The sequence below is a fragment of the Bacillus sp. 01N42_2 genome, assembly GCF_056399565.1.
On the sequence record NZ_JBFTRO010000010.1, the window covers coordinates 1 to 23,239 of the forward strand.

Below are 23,239 nucleotides of genomic sequence, written 5' to 3' on the forward strand. Positions count from 1 at the left end.
GCAGGTTACCCACGTGTTACTCACCCGTCCGCCGCTAACATCAGGGAGCAAGCTCCCATCTGTCCGCTCGACTTGCATGTATTAGGCACGCCGCCAGCGTTCGTCCTGAGCCAGGATCAAACTCTCCGATAAATGGATCACAGACTAAGCTCACTGCATACTGCAGTAACGTCTGTGTGATCTGCATCGTGCAGACCTTAGTTTGACTGACTACGCACATCGCTGTGCGATTTATTTAAAACTTTGAATTAACAGGTACGTTTTGTCTTGTTTAGTTTTCAAAGATCATCTTCAACCTCATCTTGAGGCGACTTTCTCAGTATAACATTTCAGCAAGTTGCTGTCAAATGTTTTTTTGTTTTTATTTCTCCGCCGCTGTGTGCTTTTTGTCGAAGCGCATCAGCGACGTTTAATAATATAACACGCCTATAATTCAGCGTCAACACTTTTTTTGAAAGAATATCCTCGATGATATACTTCCTGTCCTTTTGTCTCTATTTGAGATACTTCAATAAAACCTTTTTCCGTCAGGTAATCAAGCATGACACCGAGATCTTGGGTGAAAGGCGCCAGCTCAGGATGCTGAAGCAATTCTCCAAACTGCCACATTTCTTTTTCACTCATAACTTGAAAAAGATGCGCAGAACCGATTTCAGCTTTTGAATGGATGAGAAAATCATTTGCTAAGAATAATAATTCGAGCCTTTTCTCCAAACTTTCGTGGCTCTCGACAAGTTCGGAATATAACTTATATACCTGCGGCTCAATATGGCGGACCTGATTCCAGACTGTCGTTTCAGGATAAAACCCCCGGTCAATCACTTCTATGCGGGCCAAGTGGTGAAGAGCATGCACGACCGCATAATATGCATCCAGAAAATGATCAGCTTCAAAAAACGCTTTTCCTTCTACAAACCTTCTGATCAGCTTACCGTATTCCATTCCGATCTTTAATTTCCGCTCGGCGAAAGGAAAAGTGCTGAGCCGGTCATTGAGTTCAGATATATATTCATTGCGGTCAAACAGCACCTTGCCGTTTATGATCCAATCTATAACTCTTCTATTTGTCCCCAGCAGAATCCATTCCTGGAGCAGGGCATCCGTTACAATATGTAAGGAAGCGGTTTTGTGTTCGAATTCATAATGCTTTATAAAAAGAGGCTCTTCAGCCTGTTTGACAATGACAAGCATGACCGCATCAAAGTTATCCGTGATGGATGATGCTTTGCTCCTTCTCTCAATCATAAGGACGGCCAGCGTATCGGGATGACTTGCTCTTTCTTGGTAAATTGGACGGAGAAGATTGTCCATTACGATTCCTCCAATGCGATTGTTTCACAAGCTTTTGTTTCTACATTTCTATGATAAAACATGAAAGTCCTTTTTTCTAAACACATTGAACTATTATAACAAATTTCCTTTCAGCTGCCATATCTATTCTTGCCTTTTCTTACGAAAACATGAAGAATATGCCATCTGATTTGTGCTATAGTTAAACCAGAGGGGGATGGACATGGCGAAATACTCAAGCAAAATTAATAAGATCAGAACGTTTGCGTTAAGTTTAGTTTTCGTTGGGTTTATCATTATGTACATCGGGCTGTTCTTTAAGCAGTCTGTTTTGCTTGCCAGCTTATTTATGATTCTCGGCCTGCTGTCGATCGGGCTCAGCACCGCCGTTTATTTTTGGATCGGCATGCTGTCCACAAAAGCGGTCCGGGTGATGTGCCCCGCCTGCGAGAAAGAAACGAAGATTCTGGGCAGAGTGGATATGTGCATGCATTGCAGAGAGCCGCTTACATTGGATAAAGGTTTGGAAGGCAAAGCGTTCGATGAGTCTTATAACAGAAAAAACAGTGTGAAATAAACAAAGCTGACCGTATCAAAGCGGTCAGCTTCGTTTAATGGTTTTCTTTTTTGGAGCATTCTTGGCAGACGCCGTAAATCTCCAAACGATGGTGGCTTACCTTAAACCCCGTTACGTGAGCCGCAAGCTGTTCCACTTCGTCAAGGCCAGGATAATGGAAGTCCACGATTTTTCCGCAGTTTTCACAAATGGCGTGATAATGGTCAGAGGTGACAAAGTCAAATCTGCTGGACGCATCTCCGTACGTAAGCTCCTTTACAAGCCCCGCTTCCCGGAATACACGCAAATTGTTATAAACTGTCGCAACACTCATATTAGGGAATTTCCCTTCCAAGGCTTTATATATATCGTCCGCTGTCGGATGAGCCATAGAGTCCACGAGATATTCCAGAATGGCATGACGTTGAGGAGTAATCCGGACTCCCGTATCCTTCAACGTGTCTAAGGCTTCTTTTAATTCATGTGCAGCCATCCGTCATGCACCTCTCTTCTAAAAAAGATTCTTACTTTATAATGTTTATAATTAGTGTACATCTTTTTCCGGTCTCCTGTCAAATGCAATCTGACGAAAACCCCGTGAGTTCAGCATTTGTCCATTAATTAGACGCAATTTGTTCTAATTCGCGAAGCGCTTCCGCAACATGATCTTTCACTTTTACCTTTCTCCATTCCTTCACGAGACGGCCTTCTTTGTCTAACAGAAAGGTGGAGCGTTCGATTCCCATATATTCTTTCCCAAAATTCTTCTTCAGCTTCCACACATCAAAAGCTTCCGCCAGTTTGTGCTCATCATCGACGAGGAGCTGGAAAGGAAGATCGTGTTTCTGCTTGAATTTTTCATGTTTGTCACGGCTGTCAGGGCTTACTCCGATGATAACCGCATCAAGTCCCGCGAAACTTTCGTGCTGATCACGGAAATCGCATGCTTCCGTCGTGCATCCGGGTGTCATGTCTTTCGGATAAAAATAGAGCACGACGTACTTCCCTTTAAAATCTGTTAATGATACTTTTTCTCCGCTGTCGTTCACTAATTTCATATCCGGTGCTGCTTGTCCGATTTCAATCGTCATTTCTTATACCTCCGGGTTTTTTATTAAGCGTATCCAATTCGCGTTAAGATTACAACTGTTATCCCCCGCTCTTTTCTGGAAGCAAGAACCGTTGTGCTCGCATTGAAGCATGCTACAATAGAATATGATGTAAGGAGATATTAGGAGGGTCATTTTTTGTATACAAAATCAGTTGAACTTCATAAAGAAGCGTTAGAGCATATCGTGGGAGGCGTGAACAGCCCGTCCAGATCCTATAAAGCGGTGGGCGGCGGTTCACCCGTTGCGATGGAAAAAGCAAATGGCGCTTATTTCTGGGATGTAGACGGGAATCAGTATATTGATTATTTAGCGGCTTACGGTCCGATTATTACCGGACATGCCCACCCGCATATTACAGAAGCGATTAAAAAAGCCGCTGAAAACGGCGTACTGTACGGAACGCCGACTAAGCATGAGGTCACTTTCGCCAAAATGCTGAAGGAGGCCATTCCTTCACTTGATAAAGTGCGGTTCGTAAACTCGGGTACTGAAGCTGTGATGACAACGATCCGGGTTGCACGCGCTTATACCGGCCGGACAAAAATCATTAAATTCGCCGGCTGCTATCACGGCCATTCTGATCTCGTGCTTGTCGCTGCGGGTTCAGGTCCGTCTACACTCGGCACCCCCGATTCCGCCGGTGTGCCGAAAAGCATCGCCAAAGAGGTGATTACCGTTCCTTTCAATGACATTGACAGTTACAAAGCCGCATTGGACAAATGGGGTTCAGAAATTGCAGCGGTTCTTGTCGAGCCGATTGTCGGCAATTTCGGCATCGTTGAACCTAAAGAAGGCTTTTTGGAACAGGTCAATGAATTGACCCATAAAGCGGGCGCGCTCGTCATTTATGATGAAGTGATCACGGCGTTCCGTTTTATGTACGGAGGCGCGCAGGATCTTCTCCAAGTAAAGCCTGATTTAACGGCGCTCGGAAAAATCATCGGAGGCGGGTTGCCGATCGGCGCTTACGGAGGCAAAAAAGAGATCATGGAACAGGTTGCTCCGCTCGGTCCGGCATATCAAGCCGGCACGATGGCCGGAAATCCCGCATCCATCTTATCCGGTATCGCCTGTCTGGAAGTGCTGAAGGAAGAAGGCGTTTATGAGCGGCTTGATCAGCTCGGCGCAAGACTTGAGCAAGGCATTCTCGCCCATGCGGAGACACATGGCATTACCATTACCGTCAACCGTTTAAAAGGCGCGCTTACGGTTTACTTCAGTGATGAAAAGATCGTCAATTATGAGCAGGCGGAAAATACGGACGGAGAAGCATTTGCCAAGTTCTTCAAGCTGATGCTTGAACGCGGGATCAATCTCGCCCCGTCGAAGTATGAAGCTTGGTTTATCACAACCGCACATACTGAAGAAGATATCGATGCCACTTTAAAAGCGGTCGAAGATGCGTTCAGACATATGAAAAAATAACTGTTGAAACAAGCGGAAGCCCGGGGCTTCCGCTTTTTCTTTTTGTCCGATTTGTGAGATAATGGTTTTTTCAAAAAAAGACCTTGAATAATTGGTATGATCCCTGTATATTACTTTATTGTTTAGCAAATAAACCGACAGGGAAATGTAAGTGTCAGCCGTTCGTTCGGCACATAATTTATTAGAGAAAGGAATGCACGCACAAACCAATGAAACTTGGTGCCCGCATTTTTAAAACAGGGATTGCGATTACGCTCGCCCTCTACTTAGCATCATGGATCGGACTTCCGTCGCCGATCTTTGCCGGGATTGCAGCTATATTTGCCATACAGCCCTCTATTTACAGGTCTTTTCTTATCATTATTGATCAGGTGCAGGCAAATATCATCGGCGCTGTCATCGCTACGGTATTCGGACTGATTTTCGGACCGAGTCCGATTATGATCGGATTGACCGCAGTCATTGTCATTACGATTATGTTAAAACTGAAAATTGAACACACCATTTCAATTGCGCTCGTTACAGTTATCGCGATTTTGGAAACACCGGGAAACAGCTTCCTGACGTTCGCTCTGATTCGAACAAGCACCGTTATTTTAGGCGTGCTTTCTTCTTTTATTGTGAACCTTGTGTTTCTTCCGCCGAAATACGAAACGAAACTGACTCATCATACGGTTGAATACACCGATGAGATCATGAAATGGATCAGACTGACCATGCGCCAGTCGACGGAGCACTCGATATTGAAAGAAGATATTGAGAAGCTGAAGGAAAAGATGATGAAGCTTGACCATACGTATCTTCTTTATAAAGAAGAGAGAAGCTACTTTAAGAAGACAACGTATGTAAAGTCGCGCAAGCTTGTTTTATTCAGACAAGCGATTATTACGGCGAACCGGGCGCTTGATACGCTGAAAAAGCTGCATCGCTATGAAAACGAGATTTATCATATGCCGGAGGAATTTCAGGAGACGCTGACAGAAGAAATTGATTATCTGCTTCATTGGCACGAAAGAATTTTGATGCGGACTGTCGGCAAGATTAAGCCGCATGATGACGATGCTGAAGAAAGCATAAGATATAAACAGCTTTTGACGAAGTCTTTCTTGAAAAATCAGCAGAACTGCGAGGATGAACTGCTTGATTACAATATGCTCAGCATTATGGCTGCGGTTGCGGAATACCGCGAGCAGCTGGAACATCTTGATACACTGATTACGAGTTTCCAGACATACCACCCGAAAGACAGCGAATTAGAAACAGACGATGATGAGTAACCCGGTGCTAAGAAGAACCGGGTTTTTTTGTATAAAAAAACTTATGCCGCCCATTCGGCCGGCATAAGTTTTTCGGTCAATTTAAATTCTGGATCGTAAATAAATGTCTGTACTGGCCGCCACGCGCCATTAATTCTTCGTGCGTGCCGGTTTCAATGACGGAGCCGTTTTCCATGACGACAATTTTATCCGCATGCGTAATCGTGGACAGCCTGTGGGCGACGATAAATGTCGTCCGGTTTTTCGCAAGCTTGTCCATCGCTTCCTGAATGTAGTGTTCACTTTCAAGATCAAGAGCCGAAGTCGCTTCATCCAAAATCAGCAGCGGCGGATTTTTTAAGAATACACGCGCGATCGAAATCCGCTGCTTCTGCCCGCCTGACAATTTGACGCCCCGCTCGCCTACTTTGGTCTCATAGCCTTCGGGGAAGCCCATAATAAATTCATGGGCATTTGCCGCTTTCGCAGCCGCAACCACCTCATCCAGAGACGCTCCCGGTTTACCGATGGCGATATTTTCACGAATCGTCTCACTGAACAGAAATGTATCTTGAAGCACCATTCCGACTTGATTGCGGAGGCTTCTCGCTTCATAATCGCGAATATCTGTGCCGTCAATCAGCAGGCTGCCGCCGGACACATCATAAAAACGCGGTATGAGGCTGACAAGCGTAGATTTTCCGCCGCCGCTCATCCCGACAAGCGCAACGGTCTCCCCTTTTGTCACCTTTAAGGAAACGTCCCGCAAGATCTTTTCTTTTCCTTCTTCATAGGAGAACGAAACATTTCGGAATTCAACCTCGCCTTTAATGCTGTCAGCCTTGACGGCATTCGGTTTATCAGTCAATTCATACGGCTCGTCGATAAATTCAAATATGCGGTCCATTGAAGCAATCGACTGGGTCAGCGTCGTCGATGAGTTGATCAATCTTCTGACCGGATTGTACATTCTGTCAATGTAACCGACGAACGCAACCATTGTCCCTACTGTCAGCGGGCCGTTTATGACAAAATAGCCCGCAAACGCGATAACGAGCAGCGGCGCTAAATCCGTAATGGTGTTTACGACCGCAAATGTTTTGGCGTTCCAATTCGTATGACGGATCGCTTTGTCCAGAAAATGTCCGTTTTTCTCATCAAAATTGGCTTGTTCATAATTTTCAATGGCGAAGCTTCTGATAACGGGCATCCCTTGAACTCTTTCGTGCAAATGGCCCTGCACCTGAGCGAGAGCCTGAGAACGCTCGCGTGTCAGTTTTCGGAGACGGCCGTAAAAGTATTTCACTGAAATTCCGTATAACGGAAATAAAATGACAGATATCAGTGTCAGCTTGACATCGAGTGTGAACATAATACAGATGACGATCAGCACCGTCATCATATCAAGCCAGATATTCATCAGTCCCGTTATGACAAAGTCTTTTGTCTGTTCGACATCATTTATCACCCGGGAAATGACTTCGCCTGTTCTCGTATTGGCATAAAACCGCAGGCTCAATTTTTGAATATGGTCAAACAATACTCCTCTGATATCGTAGAGCACCCGGCTGCCCGTCCATTGCGCGAAATATTGCCGATAATATTCTACCGGCGGACGCAGAACTAAAAACAGCACGAACATGATGCCCATAATCGTGAATAGTGATGACGTTTTAGCGCTTGCCGTGCCGCTCCCTTGAATAATGTCATCGACTACGTATTTTAACAGAAGCGGGAGAGCCAGCGGGATGGAGAACTTTATAATACCGATACACACTGTGATAAAGATTTGTTTTTTATAAGGTTTTACAAATTGCATATAGCGTCTGATTACGCCCACACTTTATCCCCCTCTCTCTTTAAGGCGTGTGAGCCCATGTGAAAAACCTGTTGACACCCCAACAGGTTTTTATTATATTCTTTATTTTGTATAGCGCAGATACCGTTCATACCACATATCAACAAATTCCGGAGCAAACGGTCCTTTCCGCTGATGAATCCAGTGCAGCAGCGTATTCAGATACTCCTTCAGAATGCTGTCGATCTCTTTAGGGTAATTCATTGATTTGCGGTGATCATCGTATTCATCTTCGTCAAGAATGTTATACGTCATATCCGGAAACACCTTGACATCCAAATCGTAATCAATATATTTGATGGCCTCCCCGTCATAAGCGAACGGCGAGCTGATGTTGCAGTAATAGTGAACCCCGTCATCTCTCAGCATTCCGATGACGTTAAACCACTGACGGGCATGAAAGTAGCAGATCGCCGGTTCTCTCGTCACCCACGTCCGTCCGTCGGATTCCGTCACCATTGTCCGGTCGTTAGCTCCGATGATACACAATTCCGTACTTTTTAAAATCGTCGTTTCATTCCAAATTCGATGAAGCAGCCCGTTATGCTTATAGCTGTGAATTTGAATGGTTTCTCCTTCCTTGGGATATCCCATATTTCTCCCCTACTTTCTGTAAAGCCCTGCAGTCAATGCAGCCGCAATTGCTTTCCGACAAGTCTTTTCACTATTATACCGTTACGAATTAAAAAATGAAAATAAAAGAACCACTCCGCTTCCGGAATGGCACATTCATTTCTGCACATAGGAAGACGGCTTTTCCGTGCTGCGATAAGACTGGATGACTTGCTCTGTCTGCCTTTGGAATAACTCCTGTATGCCGGCCAGATCTTTTCGCTTTGTCGCAATTTCGTCCTGTACATTGTCCAGCTTCGCATCTCTTTCCAGACTGATGAGTTCCGCCTCCACCTGCCGGCAGCGGTCGAGTTCTGACTGCAGCTCGAGAAGCTGATCCATGATCTTCATCTGTTCACTTACAAGCTTTTCAAACTCTGACATCGGGTTCCTCCTTAGGCTTTTAGGTTGATACTCCTTACCATTTCGATTTTCAGCCGGAAAACCCTTTGACTCATTCTGTAGAGGAATCACAAGTTTTGTCGTTTTGAGAAAAGAAAAAAGCACTTCCATCCGAGGATGAAGTGCTTTTTTGTTTCAGTGATTAGCTGTTTTGCTGTTTGTTTTGTTCAGCAGATTGGTTTTGCTTTCTTACCTGCTGCGCATCAGTTTCACTGCCGAATTCAGTGCCGTATTGACCTTGACCGGAAGCTGATTGCTGATTTTGTTTTTTCACCTGCTGAACGTCTGTTTTGCTGTATTTTGAGTTTGCCATTGTTATCACCTCCACGCACTTTAGAATGTGCAGGAGGTGTTAAGGCTATTCATGTTTTTTAAAAACTTATACGAGCAGAGAGCGTCCGCCGTCGATAATGATGGTCTGGCCGCGGATCATGTCCGCTTTTGAAGAAACTAAAAACTCCACCGTATCGATCATATCTTTAATTTCGACCATTCTGCCGGCCGGCGTATTTTGGCGGGCATCTTCAAGCAATTCGTCTCTGTTAGGGAAATGCTTCAGCGCGTCCGTATCAATCGCTCCGCCGGAAACCGCGTTTACGATGATATTTTTCGGAGAAAGCTCAACCGCCAGGTAACGGGTTAACGCTTCTAAAGCGGCTTTTGAGACACCGACCGTCGTATAGTTCTCAAGGTAACGGATGCTGCCGAGCGAGCTGATGCTGACGATGTGGCCGCCTCCGTTTTTCTCCATCAGCTTTGCCGCTTCCTGAGCGCAGAAAAGCAATGCTTTCGCGTTGATATTCATCGTCCAGTCCCAATGTGTTTCTTCGAGTTCCATAACCGGTCTCAGCACGCCTGAAGCCGCGTTATTGACGAATACGTCCAGTCTGCCGAATGCTTCGTCGATCTGGCGGAACATGTCTTTAATTTTTGCCGGCTGGCCGACATTGGCTTTAATGACGAGCGTTTTAACGCCGAGTTTCTCAATTTCTTCGGCAGTTTCTAGTGCCGCTTTTTTACTGCGAGCGTAATTGATGACGATGTTGTAGCCTTTTTCTGCGAGTCTGATGGCTGCCGCTTTTCCGACGCCCCGGCTGCTTCCCGTGATCAGTGCGCATTTATTTTGTTCCATTTTTCCTCAGCTCCTTGCTGCGTATAGTTCTTTTCATTCAACAAACAATAAAAGCAATATTCATTGAAAGGGGTCTTTTTATATGTATGTCGGACGTGATATGGGCGAATTGGCCATGATGCCCAAACAAGATTGGAAAGATTCAGAGCTCGCCTATTTCCACCATGCCTTCCAGCAAATTATGCCGTATTTAAACGAGGAAGGCCAGTCCAAATACCGGGAACTGATTCAGGAAATCGAAGCCCGCGGCGGACTGAAACGGAATGAGGCGGATTACAGCCACGGCACGCGCGTCAGCTATGACTGACGCTTTTTACCGGCGGCCGCTTTCGTCCGCCATTTTCCAAATCTTTTGATGGGAAACGGGAAAAGCATATTCCTCGAGTTCCTCTTTTGTGACCCGTATTAATTCTGATGTATCCGACACTTGTTTTACTTTACCGAAAAAGACCGAAATATTCCAGACGAGATGAGTAAAAACATGCTCAACGATGCCTTCCAGCTCCCCGATTTCAGCGGTTGTTCCCATCTCTTTTTCTAAAAAGGCTTCAAGCTGCTCTCTTTCGGTTTTGATTCCTTTTTGGGTTTCGGTGTTCGGAAACTCCCACAGATTGGCGAGCAGTCCTTTTGGCGGCCGTTTATGAATATAGACATTGTCCTGGTCGTCTGTCAGCACAACGGCTGCCATTGTTTTCACCCCGGGTTTTTTCTTTTTGCTTTTGACAGGCAGCTCCCGCTCTGTCCCTTCCGCAAATGCCGAACAGTGCTTTTGCACGGGGCACAGCAGACAGGACGGCGATTTCGGGGTGCAGATGATCGCACCGAGCTCCATTAAACCCTGGTTGAATTCAGATGGTTTTTCATGAGAAATAAAAGCGGATACCGCCTGTTCGAAAATGGTTCTCGTTTTCGGCTTTGCGATATCGTCCCATATGGAAAGAATTCTCGACATGACACGCATCACATTGCCGTCTACGGCCGGAACCGGCTTGTTGTATGCAATGCTGAGCACGGCGCCTTTTGTATAAGGGCCGACACCTTTCAGTCCGCCGAATTCCTTTTCCCCGTCAGGAACGACTCCCCCGTACCGCTCGTGCACTTCTTTTACGGCGCTTTGCAGATTTCTCACACGGGAGTAATAGCCTAACCCTTCCCAGGCTTTGAGCACTTTTTCCTCATCGGCTTCAGCGAGCGCCGAGACGGTCGGAAATTGCTCAAGAAACCGTTGGAAATAAGGGATGACAGTATCTACGCGCGTCTGCTGCAGCATGACCTCTGACACCCACACCCGATACGGATCCTGATTTTCTCTCCACGGCAGAATTCTCTGTTCTCTTTCGAACCATGTAATTAAATCCTTACGAAATGCGTCTATATCTTTTTGTTTCAATTTTTCTTCAAGTGCGTTCATATCTTCTCCTCAGATGTTTCGGGTCCCGCTTTTCTTGACACTGTATTTTGGTGTAAACTAAGGGCACGTTACGATAATATGTTACATTAAATAGTGATAAAGAAAAAGCGGAAACATATGAGAACGGCGGATAAACGCCATGATTGGGCAAACAGAAAATGGGGAATATCTTATAATGCGAAATATGCGGGCGACTGATGTATAACGCCTGCTAGGAGGTCACCAATGGATACTGGCACTCACGTTGTCATGGGCATCGCGCTTGGCGGAATCGCAACTCTCGATCCTGCCGTCGGCATGCATACCCCCATGTCTCAGGCAGTTATGATCGCCGCTCTTGCCGGCTCTCAGGCACCTGATATTGATACCATATTGAAGCTGAAAAATAATGCCGTTTATATTCGAAATCATAGAGGGTTCACGCACTCCATTCCCGCCGTTTTATTTTGGTCCATTCTGATTCCGGGCATTCTGTTTATGTTTTACCCGGAAGCGAACTTTCTGCACTTGTGGCTGTGGACGCTTCTGGCTGTCGTTCTGCATGTGTTTGTCGACATTTTTAACGCGTACGGAACGCAGGCCCTCCGCCCGTTTTCGAAAAAATGGGTCGCTCTCGGTCTCATCAATACCTTTGACCCGTTTATTTTCATCAGCCATTTGGCCGCGATTGCCGTGTGGTATATCGGAGGCCATCCGGGCGTGACATTTTTGACGCTGTATATCATCCTCGCGGGATATTACGCCGTCCGGTTTTTGATGCAGCTGCGGATTAAGCGGCGGCTGCGTGAGATGATTGAAGAAGAAATTGAAACCATCATTATTTCGCCGACGATGAAATTCAGGCAGTGGCGAATCGCCGTAACGACGGCGCATGCCTTTTATGTCGGCAGAAGCCTTGACGGCCATGTGGTGATATTGGATACATTCAACCGCGTGCCCGTACCGGAAACCGATGTGATGAAGGCCGCGAAACAGGATGAAAATATTGCAGCCTTTCTATCGTTCTCGCCCGTTTACAGGTGGGAGGTCGATACCTTTAAAGATCATTATGAGGTGCGTTTTATTGATTTGCGCTATCGAAGCAAAGGGCACTACCCCTTTGTCGCCATCGTCCACCTCAGTCATGATTTAGAGCCTCTTTCTTCTTACACGGGCTGGATTTTCAGCGAAGAAAAACTGCAGAAAAAATTAAAGCTCGGCTCTGTTTAAGAGCCGGGCTTCTTTTGTCTTCTCACATATATGGCGGCAAGCACGAGGCTGATGACCGATAGAGTGGCAGCCGGTTTAAAAAACGGCGGGTAATACGTTAATTGAATATCATTTTTTCCTTTTTGCGCTTTAAATCCGATAAAGGAATAATCCGCTTTTTCAATCTGTTCTTGTCTGCCGTTTATCTTCAGTTCCCATCCTTTTTCATATGGAATCGGAAGCATGATATACGGCGCGCCTGTTTTGTTTTCATACGAGATATGAAGCGTATTTCCGCGCCAGCTGAGATCGGCCGGCGGTTCTTTTTCCGCTTTTCGGTATGCATTTTTCAGTGTTCCGTACCGTTCTTCGTAAAGCGCCAGTCTGTCGAGCTGATACGTTCCTTTCGGCAGCCGGATTTGAATGTTTTTTGTTTTCGGCACTCTGACGGTGAGATCATTTACACCTGTTTTATAAATGGATTGATTCGATTTTCTCGTTGTCGTGTAATCGTTCACTTTTAATGTAAATCCCTGGTCCTTCGCTTTGTTCAATAAATAAAAGCTGACATAATAATCTCCGCCGCCAGCCTCAGCGCCGTGCGGTGTAATGATCAGGCCGCCGCCGTCTTCGTTTACCGTCAGGATGCCGTCTTGATAATCCGCATGGTCGGCCGTTACCTTGGCCTGACGGATCATATTTTTCGCTTTTGGGGTTTTTTTCGTTTTTACTGTGCTCGATTCCGTGATGATTCCATCAAGCATCGCCCGCTCCCTGGCAAGGGCGGGCGCTTTTTTCAGGTCGCCCTCGTTATATACGCGATCGGCTGTCCGGACGAACGGGAGCACATATTGATTTTGATAAACCGCATAGCGGGATGACTCCATGATTTTTTTGAATCCGTAAGGGACGCCGGCCTCGTTTGTTTTTTCCGTCATATAATATTTTCCGTAAAGCAGGCTGTATAAATTAGCCCTGTTTCCTAATGTCGCATAGCGGCTGACGCTTTCTCTGCCCATATCAATCTGAAGGTCGTTCCAGTAAAAGGACAGCAGATTGCGGTTCAGGATGCTTGAGTATACGCTGAATCCGTTGAACCCGTAAATGATCGGAGTGTTATTAAATACTCCGTTCATCCAATCTAAACGGGCAAAGGGATCCGGGTCTTTTTCTTTCAGACGCTGAATAAGCTCTGTTTGTTCTTTGCCCTTATAATCAGGACCCGTCATAAAGGTATGCGATACCGTATAAATCTTCCCGCCTTCTGATAACGCATATTTTTCATATGTATTAGCCGTCAGCACCGCCGTCAAGAGAATGACGGCATAGACGGCGGGCACCGCGCCTTTCAGTCTTGTCTTTGCTGCAAGGAAAGCGGCAATGGTCAGCCCCAGAAGGAGCAGGATAGAAAAGTTGGCCTGATCAGAAATATCCAGACTGAACCGTCTCACCTGGCTCCAATAGAGCAGAACGGCGAGCACGGCGGATATCAGCATACTCTTCATGCTGATGTCTGAAAGCTTAGAAAGCCCTGCTGCGACTGTTCCGGCAATCGTGAAGCACAAGACGTATTCAAACCTGTTTTGCGGAGCTGAAAAACCGTTAAAGGCACTTGCCGCAAACGGACTGAAGTGAAACAGAATGTACAGCAGACTGATCCCCGCAAACAGCCGGAACAGCCGGTTTTTATATAAAGAAAATGTAAATAGAAAAAGCAAAAAAACCGCCGGCAGAATGATTATCCGGCTTGAAAATAAAATGTTGTCGGAAAAATCGAGCCATGCAATCTGCTCTGAATACGGCGGCCGCAGATTATGAAGATATCCGTATACGACAGGGATAAAGGAGACTGCGCTTATGCCGAAGCCGAGCAGGCCTGACAAAATAAACATTCTGCATTGAGTGAGCTTTTTGGCTTCATTGTCTTCAAGATGAATGATCCATCTGAATAAGATGTAAATACCGATGAAAATCAGATTAATATACGCAAAATAAAAGTTGTTGATCAATGTCAGCGCACAGGCGAAGATAAACCACGCCGGCTTTTTTTCTGTGATGATTTTTTCCGCGCCGAGCACGAGCAGCGGCAGCCACACCATACTGTCAGTGAAAAAGTCCCAATACACCTCATGCCGGAAGTAGATAATCGAGACCCCGTACAACACGGCGCCGACAAAAGCAGGCACTGTCCGTTTGACGAAATAACGGAACACACAGGCTGCCGTGAATATGACGAAACTCTGCTTGGCGATGCTGATAAAAACGGAGGCTTGAGCCCAAAAAAGCGCATCCGCCTCACCCGACAGCTGCATAAGCTGCAGGATGCGGACAGCGGCGGAGATAAACAGAAAGAGAAAAGAAGTAGAGAAATAATAGCCGAGCTGACTGTACACTCCCCCGCCCATTCCGAACGAATAGCTGTAAAACAGCCGGCCGTTCATATATTGGTCAAACAGCAGCTTTTTGAAGACCGCCATTTGGGCGATTCCGTCTCCAGCCCCCGTCATATAGCGGCCTGCCGACCACTCCTTTAAGAAAAAAATATGAGCGGCTGCCGCAGCCAGCACACAGGCTGCCGGCAAGATCCATTTATTTTTTTTCATACAACGTCTCCAGACCCTGCGCACAGCGGCGGCTGTTTAATGGTTCCACTTGCGCTTTTTTGTATAATTCGTTTCATTTTGTTCTCCGTACGTAATATTCGCTTCTTTAATTAAATAGTGCGGGCGTTTTTTCGTTTCATAGTAAATCCGGCCGATATACTCGCCGATGATGCCGAGACTCAAAAGCTGGATGCCTCCTAAAAACAGCACGGCGGAAATAATGGTGAAGTATCCGGGAACGGACACGCCGTGTGTCAGAATATGAATAAAGGTCGTTACAATATAAACCATCGACAGAAGCAATATCAGAATACCGGTGAAAAAGCAAACCCTCAGCGGTTTGTTGTTAAAGGAGACGATACCGTCCATTCCGTAGTTGAACAGATTGCTGAATGACCATTTGGACTTGCCGTTCTGCCTTTCGACATTTTCATAAAATACGATTTTCTGGTCAAACCCGATCCAGCAGAACAGCCCTTTCGAGAAGCGGTTCCCTTCACTCAGCTTCAAAAGAGCATCAACGGCCTGCCGGCTCAGCAGGCGGAAATCCCCGACTCCGTCACGCAGATCCACTTCGACGGCTTTGTTAATAAATTTATAATACAGGGAAGAAAGCACGGAACGCACGGGGCTGTCCCCTTTTCGGTTGCGCTGCGCAATAACTTGGTCATATCCTTCTTCATAGCCTTGAATGAAGTCTTTCAGCAGATGCGTCGGGTGCTGCAGGTCAGCGTCCATCACGATTACCGCTTCTCCCTGCACGTGTTCAAATCCCGCCAAAATGGCCGCTTCTTTCCCGAAGTTGCGGGAAAAAGATATGTATTTGACGCGATGGTTTCTGGCGGCCAGTTCCTTAATCTGCTGAAGGGTGTCATCCGCGCTTCCGTCATTGATGTAGAAAATTTCATAGTCATAATGAATCGTTTGAAACTCTTTTTTTAAAGATTCATGGATGAGCTTGACGTTGTTTCCTTCATTGTAAGACGGAATAATAATTGAGATTAACCTTTGTTTCATGAAGGCACCTTCTTTTGTATTATTCTTTTTTAGTGCGGCCTTAGTGGAATAGTCCGCAAAACTTCAGTAAGGCTTTTCCTTTTTTTAAAGTCGTTTAAACCCTTTTTTCGTTACAGGGAAAGAAAAATTTTTCTGCATATGGTTATATATTTTTATTTTGTCATGTTTTTCGGCAGATATGAGAAAAAAAAGAAAAAGTCTGTACGCGGGACAGACTTTATTGCTGAAGGTATTCATGAATCAAATGGCTGACGATGCGCGGTTTTTCGTGAATGACCCAATGCGAGGCATCGTCTATGAAGATTAAGTCGCCGTTTGGAATCATCCGTTTTGTTTCCGAAGCGAGCTTTTTGCTCAGCGCGCGGTCATTGACGCCCCATATTAATCGGTACGGAACAGACATTTTAAGCGGAACTGAAGGGCCTAAACCGCCGCATCTGATCGCCCGGTACCAGTTCAGCATAGCCGTGAGGGCTCCTTTTCTGCCCCACGCTTCTTTGTAGCTGTCGACATCTTCCCGTGAAAAAAGCGCCGGGCGTTCGGATAAGCCGATGGCGTGATCCAATACGCGGTAATCATCTTCAGATAATCTCCGTTCAGGTTTTTCCGGGAGCTGAAAGAACGCGATATAAGAGCTTTTCTTCCATTGCGGCGGGTAGAACGGTGTAACCTTCCGCATAACCGCCGGATGCGGGATATTGACCGTGATTAATTTTTCAACGTATTGCGGCCGCGTGGATGCCAAGTGCCAGGCTACAGCTCCGCCCCAATCGTGACCGATGACGACGGCCTTGTCATCTGTAAAGTGAGTGATCAGCCCGATAATGTCATCCCTGAGTTTATCAATGGTATAGTTTTCAATGCCCTCCGGTTTATCACTGAGATTATAGCCGCGCTGATCGGGCACGACAACATGGTATCCGGCATCCGCAAGCGGTTTGATCTGGCTCTTCCACCCGTACCAAAATTCCGGAAACCCGTGCAGCAGCACCGCCAAAGGGCCGTCTTTCGGACCCGCTGAAGCCGTGTGCAGCGTCACTCCGTTTGTTTCGATCATGTGAAAAGTGATGTCATTCAATCGGTTCTCCTCCCCTTTTGTTTTAATCTTCTTTCTGTTAAGGCTATGATCAGCGCGCTGATCGCAATCAAACATACGGCTTGGACGATCAGGCTGTACGGCTGAGTGAGCGGAATGAGCAGGCTGCCCGCAAATCCGGCCGCAGCCGTCAGAAGGCCGAACAGAATCATGAGGACCGCACTGAAACGGTTGCCTTCTCTCCACTGGGATTCATCCGCCATTGAGCGTTTTGTCCGATATCCGTACAGGCTGTTAATTGACTTCGGCGGGAAAAGTGTGACTAAAATGCCGGCTGCAGCCATCAGAAGGCCGCCGATTACCATTATCACATCTGTCACTCTCCTTTTCATTTCATACGAAAGGAAAGGCGGAAAGTTTCAGAAAAAAAGCAGGCTCATCCGCCTGCCTGAATCTTTATTTTTGAACTAAGTCGGCCGTCTTCACATAACCTGCTTTCCCGCCGTATGTGACGTACGCCCATTTACGGTCAAATCCTCCGTCATGGCTGAATCCCCAGCCGAGCACATTGACGGTTTCCCCCGCTTTCACGGAGCTTTTTTTGCCGGTTTCCAAAGTCGGCGTATAAAAAGCGGTTTGTTTCGCGGTCACTGCCTTCATCGGCTGCTTCATCAGAAAATGAGTGGAGATATAGGCTTTCTGACCTTTGTAGTTAATCTCGGCCCAATCTGCCCCTTCAAGCTGTTTAACCTTTACGGCATCTTCTGAACGGAGCGTGCCGACAATCCGCCCTTGTTTATTTGGTTCTTTACGGACGTTAAGTTCTCCTGCTTTCACGATATATGTATCTGCTGCGGTGTCTATTTTTGTCTGCTGAACTGCTGCGGCATTCGCTGCCGGATCAAAAAAAACGGTGCCTGCGGCTAAAAATAAGCAAAGTCCTGCGGCCGGAATAATTGCGGTTAACCCTTTTTTCATGTTCATTGTGGTTCCTCCCCGCTATTTTATTAAGTTATTACACAATTCCACACTTTGCGGGTCATCAAACATGATTTTCCTATTTCTTTTATAAAAAGAAAAAACCGCCGGAAGACATCCGGCGGAACGCGCTATTATGTTAATGCAGGAGTCCCCTGCTTTGATCCAAATAATGAGAAACGTCTTCCCGCATGCTTTGGAACATATGAAGCTTGCTGCCGTACGATTCAATCCATTCCTTGACGACGCGTTCTGTCATTTGCTCTCCTTGATACGGGCGGCCGGCTTTTGCGTAAGTCGCTTCGAAATCTCCCCATAAAAGCTCCACCCAAGTACGTGCTTGCAAATAGCTGAGCATATCATTTTTCTCAAGCAGCAAATTCGTCAGTTTGTCGATATATGTATTCATGTCTCTGTCTCCTTTCCTTGGGAAAACCTGCTGCTTTTACGCAGCTTGTCACAGGCATATACTAACTTTACGTCTTCAGTCCAGAAGGCGCAACCTTTTGATATTGGCCGAGGGGGAAAACAAATGGTCCGGAACAAAGCAAAAGGATTTCCTAATCAAAACAATAATAAGTTTGAAGGCGAACCGCGGGCAAAGGATGACTACGCTTCTAAACGGGCGGACGGTTCAATTAATTCGCATCCGCAAGAGCGCATGAGAGCTTCAGGCAGACGATAAACACACCGTAAAGAGACCGGAAATGATCCGGTCTCTTTTTTGCAAAGGACAATAACGTCAAACAAATACCGTAATATGTCAGTAAAAAACCGCTGCCCGTTACTCTCGCTGACGGCTCACCGTGATGAAAACTGAAAAAAAGCTTGCAGACGGAATATCCGCTGCAAGCTTTTTGTTATCCTTTATGCATTTGGTATTCATAGACGTCCTTCTTCTCAGACAGATGAGCGAACGTGGACAGCACAAGGCCGAGAGCGGTCATCAGTGCACCGCCGGCAAACAGCCATGAGTAAGATCCCGTTCCGCCGAGAATCAAACCGCCGATCCAGGCGCCGAGCGCGTTTGCCAGGTTAAAGGCGGAAACGCTCACCGCGGCGGCGATCGTCGTGCCGTTTTCAGAGGAAGAAATAACCTTTGTCTGTAAAAGCGGCGGCGTACCGAACGCACATGCACCGAATAAAAATGTCGCCGAAACGGCTGCGGCAGGAAAAACAGCAATATAAGGGAAAATCGCCATGACGCCGATCAAGCCGATCATCACGCCGATCATTGTGCGTGTCAGCAGTTTGAGCGGCACTTTCCCTGCGAAGAAATTCCCCGCCACTCCGCCGAGACCGTAGGCAAATAACGCGCCTGTGATGCCGACCGTGCCGAATCCAGCTGAATCTCTTAAAATCGGCTCGATAAACGTGTAAGCGATAAAAACGCCTGAGTAGCCGAGAATGGTGATCGCAAAGGAAAAAATCACTTGCTTATGCTTAAAGACACTCCATTCATTCATCAGCATCGGAATCACTTTCGGTTTTTGATTCGGTACGACCAGCATCAGACCGATCAGTCCGATCAGGCCTAAAACAGAAATAATGAAAAAGACGGCACGCCAATTAAGGGCATCCCCTAAATAAGAGCCGAACGGAACGCCGAGCATCAGCGCCACGGTTAATCCTCCGTTCATCGATGCAGCGGCGGCGGAACGTTTTTCAGGCGGCACCATTTCACTCGCAAACACCATAGCGATAGCAAAAAAGGCTCCGTGAATGGATGCGGATAAAATTCTGGAAATCGCCAGTACGGCGAAATTTGGCGCAAAGACGCTCATCAGGTTGGCAAGGACGAAAATTCCCATCAACCCGAGCAGCACCGGCTTTCTCGGGAGCTTAACCGCGATAATGGTTACGATCGGGCCCGTCAGGCAGACGCTTGCCGCGTACGCCGTAACAAGCATGCCCGCTGAGGACACATGTATATGAAAGTCATCGGCAATCGACGTCAAAATACCCATGACAGCATATTCCGTATACCCGATGGAAAACGTGCAAATCATTAAAACAAAAATCATTAATTTCACTGATGGCTGTTTCATTTTGATATTCAACGCGAATCGCCTCCTTTTTAATAAAAAACAACGAATTTCATCTTAAAAGATATCGAAATTGAATTCAATCATTTTTTACTGAAAGGTTGAAACGAATGTGTTCAAAAGAAAAAGAGGCCGGAGCCGGCCTCTTTTGTTAACTTTTTTCTTTCAAAACAGAAATCGGCAGCGCCTCTTCCAGGTCAGGCGACGATGATCTGTGCCCCCAGGCGAATACGCCGTTGATGTAATCAATGCTGAATGTATCATCAGAACCTTCTATCTGATACACTGCGCCGGGCTGAAAGTCTTCCGGCTCCAGCATGTAGGCTTTGGCCATCGTGATTTTCCGTTCAAGCACGGCCAGTTCATTTACAATGCCCATCTGTTCCGCTCTTCTCGCTTTTTCCGTCAATCCCGCAATTTCTGTCTGTAGTTCATGAGGCGTCATTTGACTGTATCGTTTGTCCATTTCGGTTTACTCCTCTTCCTGCAAAAATTGTTCAATATCGTCAATCGAGAATCCTTTTCTGAATAAGTACTGTTTGACCTTCATTCCGCTTTCATAGCTGCCGTCATAGCGGTATTTCCTGATCGCCTTTTCCGCATGAATCTTCAGGGCTTCCATCTCAGCTTCGTCATCATTCTCATACTCCGTCTGCTCCAGGGCGGCGTTGATGACGTCGAATGGAAAACCTTTTCGCTGAAGCTGCATCTGCGCCCGCTGTCTGATCTCTTTTGTGGACAGCTTTTTGTCTTTTTTCAGGATTTTCCCGATATGTTTCAGCGCTTCTTGTATCTGCTCATCAAATGTAAACGCACTGAGCGTCTCCTTGATCGTATCGTCGTCTATTCCTTTCGCTTTCAGCTCGCGGAACAGGACGTCAGGGCCTTTGCCGTTTGTTTTTTTGTGGGTGCTTGCATAAGCTTCGGCAAATTCTTTGTCATTTAAGTAGCGGTAATCGTACAGTTTATGGATGACTTCAGGAATGACCATCTCAGGTGTTTCTTTTTTCTTCAGATGGTCCCGGACTTCTTTTTCAGAGCGCATCCGGTATGATAAAAAATCTACGGCGCGGTTAAAGGCTTTTTTCACTTCATCGCCGTGCTGGATTTCAAGAATGTCAAGCTCGTCCAGTTCTTTCCCTTTTTTCAGGTCAAAACGCACGAGCACGTCGGCGTCGACGCTGAATGCATATTTCTCATCAAGAAAGATGTTGAAGCGCTCGGTGTTTTTCTTTTGGGTCGATATTTTTGTAATAAACGGCATCCCGGTCTCCTTTCCCGCCCGATGTTCAGGCGTTTTTCTTTTTGACAAATGAGGTACAGTATATGTATCAACGTGTAAGGAGAGATGGATATGAATATCGCGATGACAGGCGGCACGGGTTTTCTCGGCCGGCATCTGACAGATGTGTTTACCCGCCGGGGACATCATGTCTATATTTTATCAAGAAAACAAAGAGAAACCGAACAAAAAAATGTGACATATGTTCAATGGCTGGCCGAAAACGCGGCGCCTGAGCGCGAGCTTCCCCCTATTGATGTATGGGTGAACCTCGCCGGCAAATCCATCTTTGACCGCTGGACGGACACAACGAAGGAACAAATCATCTCAAGCAGAATAAAAGCGACGAGAGAAGTCAGACGGATTATGAAGCAGCAGCCCCAAAAACCGCGGGCTCTGATTCAGGCAAGCGCCGTCGGCATTTACGGCACTAGCACAGAGAAAACGTTCACTGAGCAGTCCGATACGTCAAATGAAGACTTTCTCAGTCATACGGCTCATATGTGGGAGCGTGAAGGCCAGAAAATTGAAGCGCTCGGCATTCGGACGGTATATGCCAGATTCGGCGTGATGCTCGGTGAAAAAGGCGCCCTGCCGCTCATGGTTCTCCCTTATAAGCTGTTAGCGGGCGGCACCGTCGGCTCGGGACGGCAATGGCTGTCATGGGTTCATGTCGATGACGCCGCGGAACTCATCGCGTATGCGGCGGAGCATGATGACTTATCCGGCCCGATGAATGTGACATCGCCGAACCCCGTTGAAATGAAGCAATTCGGAAAGACGATCGCAAGCGTCCTGCACCGCCCCCACTGGATTCCCGTACCGGAAGTTTTTCTGGAGAAAGCATTGGGAGAGATGAGCCTGCTGATCGTAAAAGGCCAGCGCGCCCTGCCTAAACAGGCGCTGACGTCCGGTTTTCAATTTACGTATGAAGAACTTGATTTGGCTTTAAAGGATCTCTTATCTGCATAAAAACGGAAATAAAAGCCAATCCTATTGGTATTCTGTTTTGAAGGAGGGTCTTCTTTTATGGAAAAGAAGCGCGAAAAACATCAGCAGGGAGCCAATCTCAAAAAAATGCAGGAAGTCCTTTATTCCGGTGAATTCAAAAAAGCGGAAAGAGCAGCCAAACGGAAATAAACGAATAAAGATCGGGACCGGGCAGATACTATGTTTGTTTGATATCACTTTTTTCAGGGGGCGATTGTTATGGGCAGAAATCATACTCACAAAAACCGTGATAAAAACAAACAAAAACTTCCTCAAGTTCCGGCTGCTTTGAAACATGAAACAGACGGCACATATGAGGAATATTCAAGCGAGCTTGCTGATTCCGCTGACCGCGAAGCGCAGGCGCGGATGAAAGCTGCTGACAACAGAGCAAAAAGCAAAACCCGCTAATACAAAATCCCCGCCTCTTCTTGAGGACGGGGATTTTTTTACAGTTCGGTAAACAGGGTTTTTGCCGGCGTCCGTTCTTTCGCCTTAGGCTGTTCATCCGGATAGCCCGTTTGGATGATGGCGGCGAAGCGCTCATTGTCTGCAAGGCCGAAGTCTCGATGCACCTGTTTGTCATACATAATGCGGCCGCTTTTCCAAACCATGCCGATGCCGTTTTCATGTGCGAGAAGCTGAAGGTTTTGAATCATGCCGCTCAGCGCCGCAAAATCATCATTTCGCGTAAATTCATTTTCATCTTCTTTTAAGACGACCAACAAAAATCCCGGAATGGCACTGAGATTTTTTCTCATGTTCCGCTCTTTTTCCTCGTTGAAATCATCTTTTATTTTTTTGAAAAATGAAACGTAGCTGTCCGCAAGCTTTTCTTTTCCCGCTTCGCTTGCCGCGTAGATAAAACGCCATGGCTCCGTCAGTCTGTGGTTCGGTGCGTAAACGGCCGTTTCGAGCATATCTAATATGACTTCAGAAGGAACGGTTTCCGGTTTAAATGACCGGATGGATCTTCTGTTTCTGATCGTATGTTTAAGACCCTCGTTTTGCTGTAATTGTTCGGTTTTCGGCATGCCGATTCACCT

The 23,239-nt window shown here is 46.5% G+C and carries 27 protein-coding genes, 1 rRNA gene and 1 pseudogene; 9 read left to right on the forward strand and 20 right to left on the reverse strand.

The features are described 5' to 3' along the window. Both AC1DN5_RS17475 and AC1DN5_RS17480 read right to left on the reverse strand, forming a co-directional pair. Positions 1-132: ribosomal RNA gene (locus AC1DN5_RS17475) — 16S ribosomal RNA — on the reverse strand; the annotation flags it as partial. A gap of 294 nt (positions 133-426) precedes the next feature. Then, entirely contained in the window at positions 427-1,311 is an 885-nt protein-coding gene (locus tag AC1DN5_RS17480; RefSeq protein WP_016936703.1) for a nucleotidyltransferase-like protein, read from the reverse strand. A 202-nt stretch (positions 1,312-1,513) separates the two neighbouring features. Here AC1DN5_RS17480 and AC1DN5_RS17485 point away from each other — a divergent pair, with 202 nt between their 5' ends. Beyond that, positions 1,514-1,867 carry a YgzB family protein gene (locus AC1DN5_RS17485; RefSeq protein WP_007408568.1) on the forward strand — a complete coding sequence of 118 codons (354 nt, stop codon included), beginning with the start codon at positions 1,514-1,516 and terminating at the stop codon, positions 1,865-1,867. 34 nt (positions 1,868-1,901) lie between these two features. On the opposite strand, the gene perR is transcribed toward AC1DN5_RS17485, so the two are convergent. Together perR and bcp are read right to left on the reverse strand one after the other, a co-directional pair. Then, on the reverse strand, positions 1,902-2,339 hold the full coding sequence (gene perR, locus AC1DN5_RS17490; protein WP_013351502.1) for a peroxide-responsive transcriptional repressor PerR: 438 nt from the start codon (positions 2,337-2,339) through the stop codon (positions 1,902-1,904). Between the two features lie 124 nt (positions 2,340-2,463). After that, positions 2,464-2,937, reverse strand: a complete 474-nt coding sequence (bcp, locus tag AC1DN5_RS17495; RefSeq protein ID WP_016936704.1) for a thioredoxin-dependent thiol peroxidase — start codon at positions 2,935-2,937, stop codon at positions 2,464-2,466. Between the two features lie 156 nt (positions 2,938-3,093). Between bcp and AC1DN5_RS17500 the strand changes: the two genes are divergently transcribed. Then, positions 3,094-4,383: a glutamate-1-semialdehyde 2,1-aminomutase gene (locus tag AC1DN5_RS17500; RefSeq protein WP_016936705.1), complete on the forward strand. Its 1,290-nt coding sequence runs from the start codon at positions 3,094-3,096 to the stop codon at positions 4,381-4,383. A gap of 209 nt (positions 4,384-4,592) precedes the next feature. Beyond that, positions 4,593-5,660 carry an aromatic acid exporter family protein gene (locus tag AC1DN5_RS17505; RefSeq protein WP_016936706.1) on the forward strand — a complete coding sequence of 356 codons (1,068 nt, stop codon included), beginning with the start codon at positions 4,593-4,595 and terminating at the stop codon, positions 5,658-5,660. Between the two features lie 76 nt (positions 5,661-5,736). Here AC1DN5_RS17505 and AC1DN5_RS17510 read toward each other — a convergent pair whose 3' ends face one another. From AC1DN5_RS17510 to fabL, 5 genes and pseudogenes are all read right to left on the reverse strand, one after another. Further along, complete coding sequence (locus AC1DN5_RS17510) at positions 5,737-7,479, reverse strand: ABC transporter ATP-binding protein (protein WP_016936707.1); 1,743 nt, start codon at positions 7,477-7,479, stop codon at positions 5,737-5,739. A gap of 81 nt (positions 7,480-7,560) precedes the next feature. Beyond that, the gene (ntdP, locus tag AC1DN5_RS17515) at positions 7,561-8,091 is read right to left on the reverse strand and encodes a nucleoside tri-diphosphate phosphatase (RefSeq protein ID WP_003155475.1); all 531 of its coding nucleotides are present in this window, start codon (positions 8,089-8,091) and stop codon (positions 7,561-7,563) included. Between the two features lie 135 nt (positions 8,092-8,226). Further along, positions 8,227-8,493, reverse strand: coding sequence for a YgaB family protein (locus tag AC1DN5_RS17520; RefSeq protein WP_003155476.1), 267 nt, complete (start codon positions 8,491-8,493; stop codon positions 8,227-8,229). A gap of 160 nt (positions 8,494-8,653) precedes the next feature. Beyond that, a pseudogene (locus tag AC1DN5_RS17525) lies at positions 8,654-8,806 on the reverse strand (gamma-type small acid-soluble spore protein); the annotation flags it as partial. Between the two features lie 84 nt (positions 8,807-8,890). Next, a complete protein-coding gene (fabL, locus tag AC1DN5_RS17530; RefSeq protein ID WP_016936708.1) occupies positions 8,891-9,643 on the reverse strand; it encodes an enoyl-[acyl-carrier-protein] reductase FabL in 753 nt (250 codons plus the stop codon). Between the two features lie 82 nt (positions 9,644-9,725). Here fabL and AC1DN5_RS17535 point away from each other — a divergent pair, with 82 nt between their 5' ends. Continuing rightward, positions 9,726-9,950, forward strand: a complete 225-nt coding sequence (locus AC1DN5_RS17535; RefSeq protein WP_016936709.1) for a hypothetical protein — start codon at positions 9,726-9,728, stop codon at positions 9,948-9,950. A gap of 6 nt (positions 9,951-9,956) precedes the next feature. On the opposite strand, the gene mutY is transcribed toward AC1DN5_RS17535, so the two are convergent. Then, a complete protein-coding gene (gene mutY / locus AC1DN5_RS17540; RefSeq protein WP_016936710.1) occupies positions 9,957-11,054 on the reverse strand; it encodes an A/G-specific adenine glycosylase in 1,098 nt (365 codons plus the stop codon). A 225-nt stretch (positions 11,055-11,279) separates the two neighbouring features. On the opposite strand from mutY, the gene AC1DN5_RS17545 reads away from it, so the two are divergent. Next, a complete protein-coding gene (locus tag AC1DN5_RS17545; protein WP_016936711.1) occupies positions 11,280-12,263 on the forward strand; it encodes a metal-dependent hydrolase in 984 nt (327 codons plus the stop codon). Here AC1DN5_RS17545 and AC1DN5_RS17550 read toward each other — a convergent pair. The 6 genes from AC1DN5_RS17550 to AC1DN5_RS17575 form a co-directional block, all read right to left on the reverse strand. Then, the gene (locus tag AC1DN5_RS17550; protein WP_366970038.1) at positions 12,260-14,845 is read right to left on the reverse strand and encodes a YfhO family protein; all 2,586 of its coding nucleotides are present in this window, start codon (positions 14,843-14,845) and stop codon (positions 12,260-12,262) included. The two genes, AC1DN5_RS17545 and AC1DN5_RS17550, sit on opposite strands and share 4 nt — an antisense overlap. A 36-nt stretch (positions 14,846-14,881) precedes the next feature. Next, positions 14,882-15,862, reverse strand: a complete 981-nt coding sequence (locus tag AC1DN5_RS17555) for a glycosyltransferase family 2 protein (RefSeq protein WP_366970039.1) — start codon at positions 15,860-15,862, stop codon at positions 14,882-14,884. A gap of 217 nt (positions 15,863-16,079) precedes the next feature. Beyond that, positions 16,080-16,940 carry an alpha/beta fold hydrolase gene (locus AC1DN5_RS17560; RefSeq protein WP_016936714.1) on the reverse strand — a complete coding sequence of 287 codons (861 nt, stop codon included), beginning with the start codon at positions 16,938-16,940 and terminating at the stop codon, positions 16,080-16,082. Next, a complete protein-coding gene (locus tag AC1DN5_RS17565; protein WP_366970119.1) occupies positions 16,937-17,242 on the reverse strand; it encodes an SdpI family protein in 306 nt (101 codons plus the stop codon). Before AC1DN5_RS17565 ends, AC1DN5_RS17560 begins: the two co-directional genes overlap by 4 nt. Before the next feature lie 112 nt (positions 17,243-17,354). Beyond that, entirely contained in the window at positions 17,355-17,882 is a 528-nt protein-coding gene (locus AC1DN5_RS17570; protein ID WP_016936716.1) for an SH3 domain-containing protein, read from the reverse strand. Positions 17,883-18,015: 133 nt separating this feature from the next. Further along, positions 18,016-18,285, reverse strand: a complete 270-nt coding sequence (locus AC1DN5_RS17575; protein WP_016936717.1) for a YfhJ family protein — start codon at positions 18,283-18,285, stop codon at positions 18,016-18,018. Between the two features lie 123 nt (positions 18,286-18,408). Here AC1DN5_RS17575 and AC1DN5_RS17580 point away from each other — a divergent pair, with 123 nt between their 5' ends. Beyond that, entirely contained in the window at positions 18,409-18,561 is a 153-nt protein-coding gene (locus AC1DN5_RS17580; protein WP_003155495.1) for a small, acid-soluble spore protein K, read from the forward strand. Positions 18,562-18,736: 175 nt separating this feature from the next. On the opposite strand, the gene AC1DN5_RS17585 is transcribed toward AC1DN5_RS17580, so the two are convergent. The 3 genes from AC1DN5_RS17585 to recX form a co-directional block, all read right to left on the reverse strand. Beyond that, positions 18,737-19,930, reverse strand: coding sequence for an MFS transporter (locus AC1DN5_RS17585; RefSeq protein WP_076983019.1), 1,194 nt, complete (start codon positions 19,928-19,930; stop codon positions 18,737-18,739). Between the two features lie 142 nt (positions 19,931-20,072). After that, positions 20,073-20,387 carry a YfhH family protein gene (locus AC1DN5_RS17590; RefSeq protein ID WP_198698574.1) on the reverse strand — a complete coding sequence of 105 codons (315 nt, stop codon included), beginning with the start codon at positions 20,385-20,387 and terminating at the stop codon, positions 20,073-20,075. Between the two features lie 6 nt (positions 20,388-20,393). Further along, entirely contained in the window at positions 20,394-21,185 is a 792-nt protein-coding gene (gene recX / locus AC1DN5_RS17595) for a recombination regulator RecX (protein ID WP_342007494.1), read from the reverse strand. A 90-nt stretch (positions 21,186-21,275) separates the two neighbouring features. Here recX and AC1DN5_RS17600 point away from each other — a divergent pair, with 90 nt between their 5' ends. From AC1DN5_RS17600 to AC1DN5_RS17610, 3 genes are all read left to right on the forward strand, one after another. Further along, on the forward strand, positions 21,276-22,175 hold the full coding sequence (locus AC1DN5_RS17600) for a TIGR01777 family oxidoreductase (protein WP_047476553.1): 900 nt from the start codon (positions 21,276-21,278) through the stop codon (positions 22,173-22,175). 57 nt (positions 22,176-22,232) lie between these two features. Continuing rightward, on the forward strand, positions 22,233-22,343 hold the full coding sequence (locus AC1DN5_RS17605) for a YfhE family protein (RefSeq protein ID WP_003155504.1): 111 nt from the start codon (positions 22,233-22,235) through the stop codon (positions 22,341-22,343). Positions 22,344-22,412: 69 nt separating this feature from the next. Beyond that, entirely contained in the window at positions 22,413-22,604 is a 192-nt protein-coding gene (locus AC1DN5_RS17610) for a YfhD family protein (protein WP_064778744.1), read from the forward strand. Between the two features lie 38 nt (positions 22,605-22,642). On the opposite strand, the gene AC1DN5_RS17615 is transcribed toward AC1DN5_RS17610, so the two are convergent. Next, a complete protein-coding gene (locus AC1DN5_RS17615; RefSeq protein ID WP_366970040.1) occupies positions 22,643-23,227 on the reverse strand; it encodes a nitroreductase family protein in 585 nt (194 codons plus the stop codon). Positions 23,228-23,239 lie beyond the last annotated feature (12 nt).

Excerpts from the sequence above, each read along its gene's own strand:
- AC1DN5_RS17480 (WP_016936703.1), bottom strand. The coding sequence starts at position 1,311 with ATGGACAATCTTCTCCGTCCAATTTACCAAGAAAGAGCAAGTCATCCC.
- AC1DN5_RS17485 (WP_007408568.1), top strand. The coding sequence starts at position 1,514 with ATGGCGAAATACTCAAGCAAAATTAATAAGATCAGAACGTTTGCGTTA.
- perR (WP_013351502.1), bottom strand. The coding sequence starts at position 2,339 with ATGGCTGCACATGAATTAAAAGAAGCCTTAGACACGTTGAAGGATACG.
- bcp (WP_016936704.1), bottom strand. The coding sequence starts at position 2,937 with ATGACGATTGAAATCGGACAAGCAGCACCGGATATGAAATTAGTGAAC.
- AC1DN5_RS17505 (WP_016936706.1), top strand. The coding sequence starts at position 4,593 with ATGAAACTTGGTGCCCGCATTTTTAAAACAGGGATTGCGATTACGCTC.
- ntdP (WP_003155475.1), bottom strand. The coding sequence starts at position 8,091 with ATGGGATATCCCAAGGAAGGAGAAACCATTCAAATTCACAGCTATAAG.
- AC1DN5_RS17520 (WP_003155476.1), bottom strand. The coding sequence starts at position 8,493 with ATGTCAGAGTTTGAAAAGCTTGTAAGTGAACAGATGAAGATCATGGAT.
- fabL (WP_016936708.1), bottom strand. The coding sequence starts at position 9,643 with ATGGAACAAAATAAATGCGCACTGATCACGGGAAGCAGCCGGGGCGTC.
- AC1DN5_RS17535 (WP_016936709.1), top strand. The coding sequence starts at position 9,726 with ATGTATGTCGGACGTGATATGGGCGAATTGGCCATGATGCCCAAACAA.
- mutY (WP_016936710.1), bottom strand. The coding sequence starts at position 11,054 with ATGAACGCACTTGAAGAAAAATTGAAACAAAAAGATATAGACGCATTT.
- AC1DN5_RS17545 (WP_016936711.1), top strand. The coding sequence starts at position 11,280 with ATGGATACTGGCACTCACGTTGTCATGGGCATCGCGCTTGGCGGAATC.
- AC1DN5_RS17550 (WP_366970038.1), bottom strand. The coding sequence starts at position 14,845 with ATGAAAAAAAATAAATGGATCTTGCCGGCAGCCTGTGTGCTGGCTGCG.
- AC1DN5_RS17555 (WP_366970039.1), bottom strand. The coding sequence starts at position 15,862 with ATGAAACAAAGGTTAATCTCAATTATTATTCCGTCTTACAATGAAGGA.
- AC1DN5_RS17565 (WP_366970119.1), bottom strand. The coding sequence starts at position 17,242 with ATGGCTGCAGCCGGCATTTTAGTCACACTTTTCCCGCCGAAGTCAATT.
- AC1DN5_RS17570 (WP_016936716.1), bottom strand. The coding sequence starts at position 17,882 with ATGAACATGAAAAAAGGGTTAACCGCAATTATTCCGGCCGCAGGACTT.
- AC1DN5_RS17575 (WP_016936717.1), bottom strand. The coding sequence starts at position 18,285 with ATGAATACATATATCGACAAACTGACGAATTTGCTGCTTGAGAAAAAT.
- AC1DN5_RS17580 (WP_003155495.1), top strand. The coding sequence starts at position 18,409 with ATGGTCCGGAACAAAGCAAAAGGATTTCCTAATCAAAACAATAATAAG.
- AC1DN5_RS17590 (WP_198698574.1), bottom strand. The coding sequence starts at position 20,387 with ATGGACAAACGATACAGTCAAATGACGCCTCATGAACTACAGACAGAA.
- recX (WP_342007494.1), bottom strand. The coding sequence starts at position 21,185 with ATGCCGTTTATTACAAAAATATCGACCCAAAAGAAAAACACCGAGCGC.
- AC1DN5_RS17600 (WP_047476553.1), top strand. The coding sequence starts at position 21,276 with ATGAATATCGCGATGACAGGCGGCACGGGTTTTCTCGGCCGGCATCTG.
- AC1DN5_RS17605 (WP_003155504.1), top strand. The coding sequence starts at position 22,233 with ATGGAAAAGAAGCGCGAAAAACATCAGCAGGGAGCCAATCTCAAAAAA.
- AC1DN5_RS17610 (WP_064778744.1), top strand. The coding sequence starts at position 22,413 with ATGGGCAGAAATCATACTCACAAAAACCGTGATAAAAACAAACAAAAA.
- AC1DN5_RS17615 (WP_366970040.1), bottom strand. The coding sequence starts at position 23,227 with ATGCCGAAAACCGAACAATTACAGCAAAACGAGGGTCTTAAACATACG.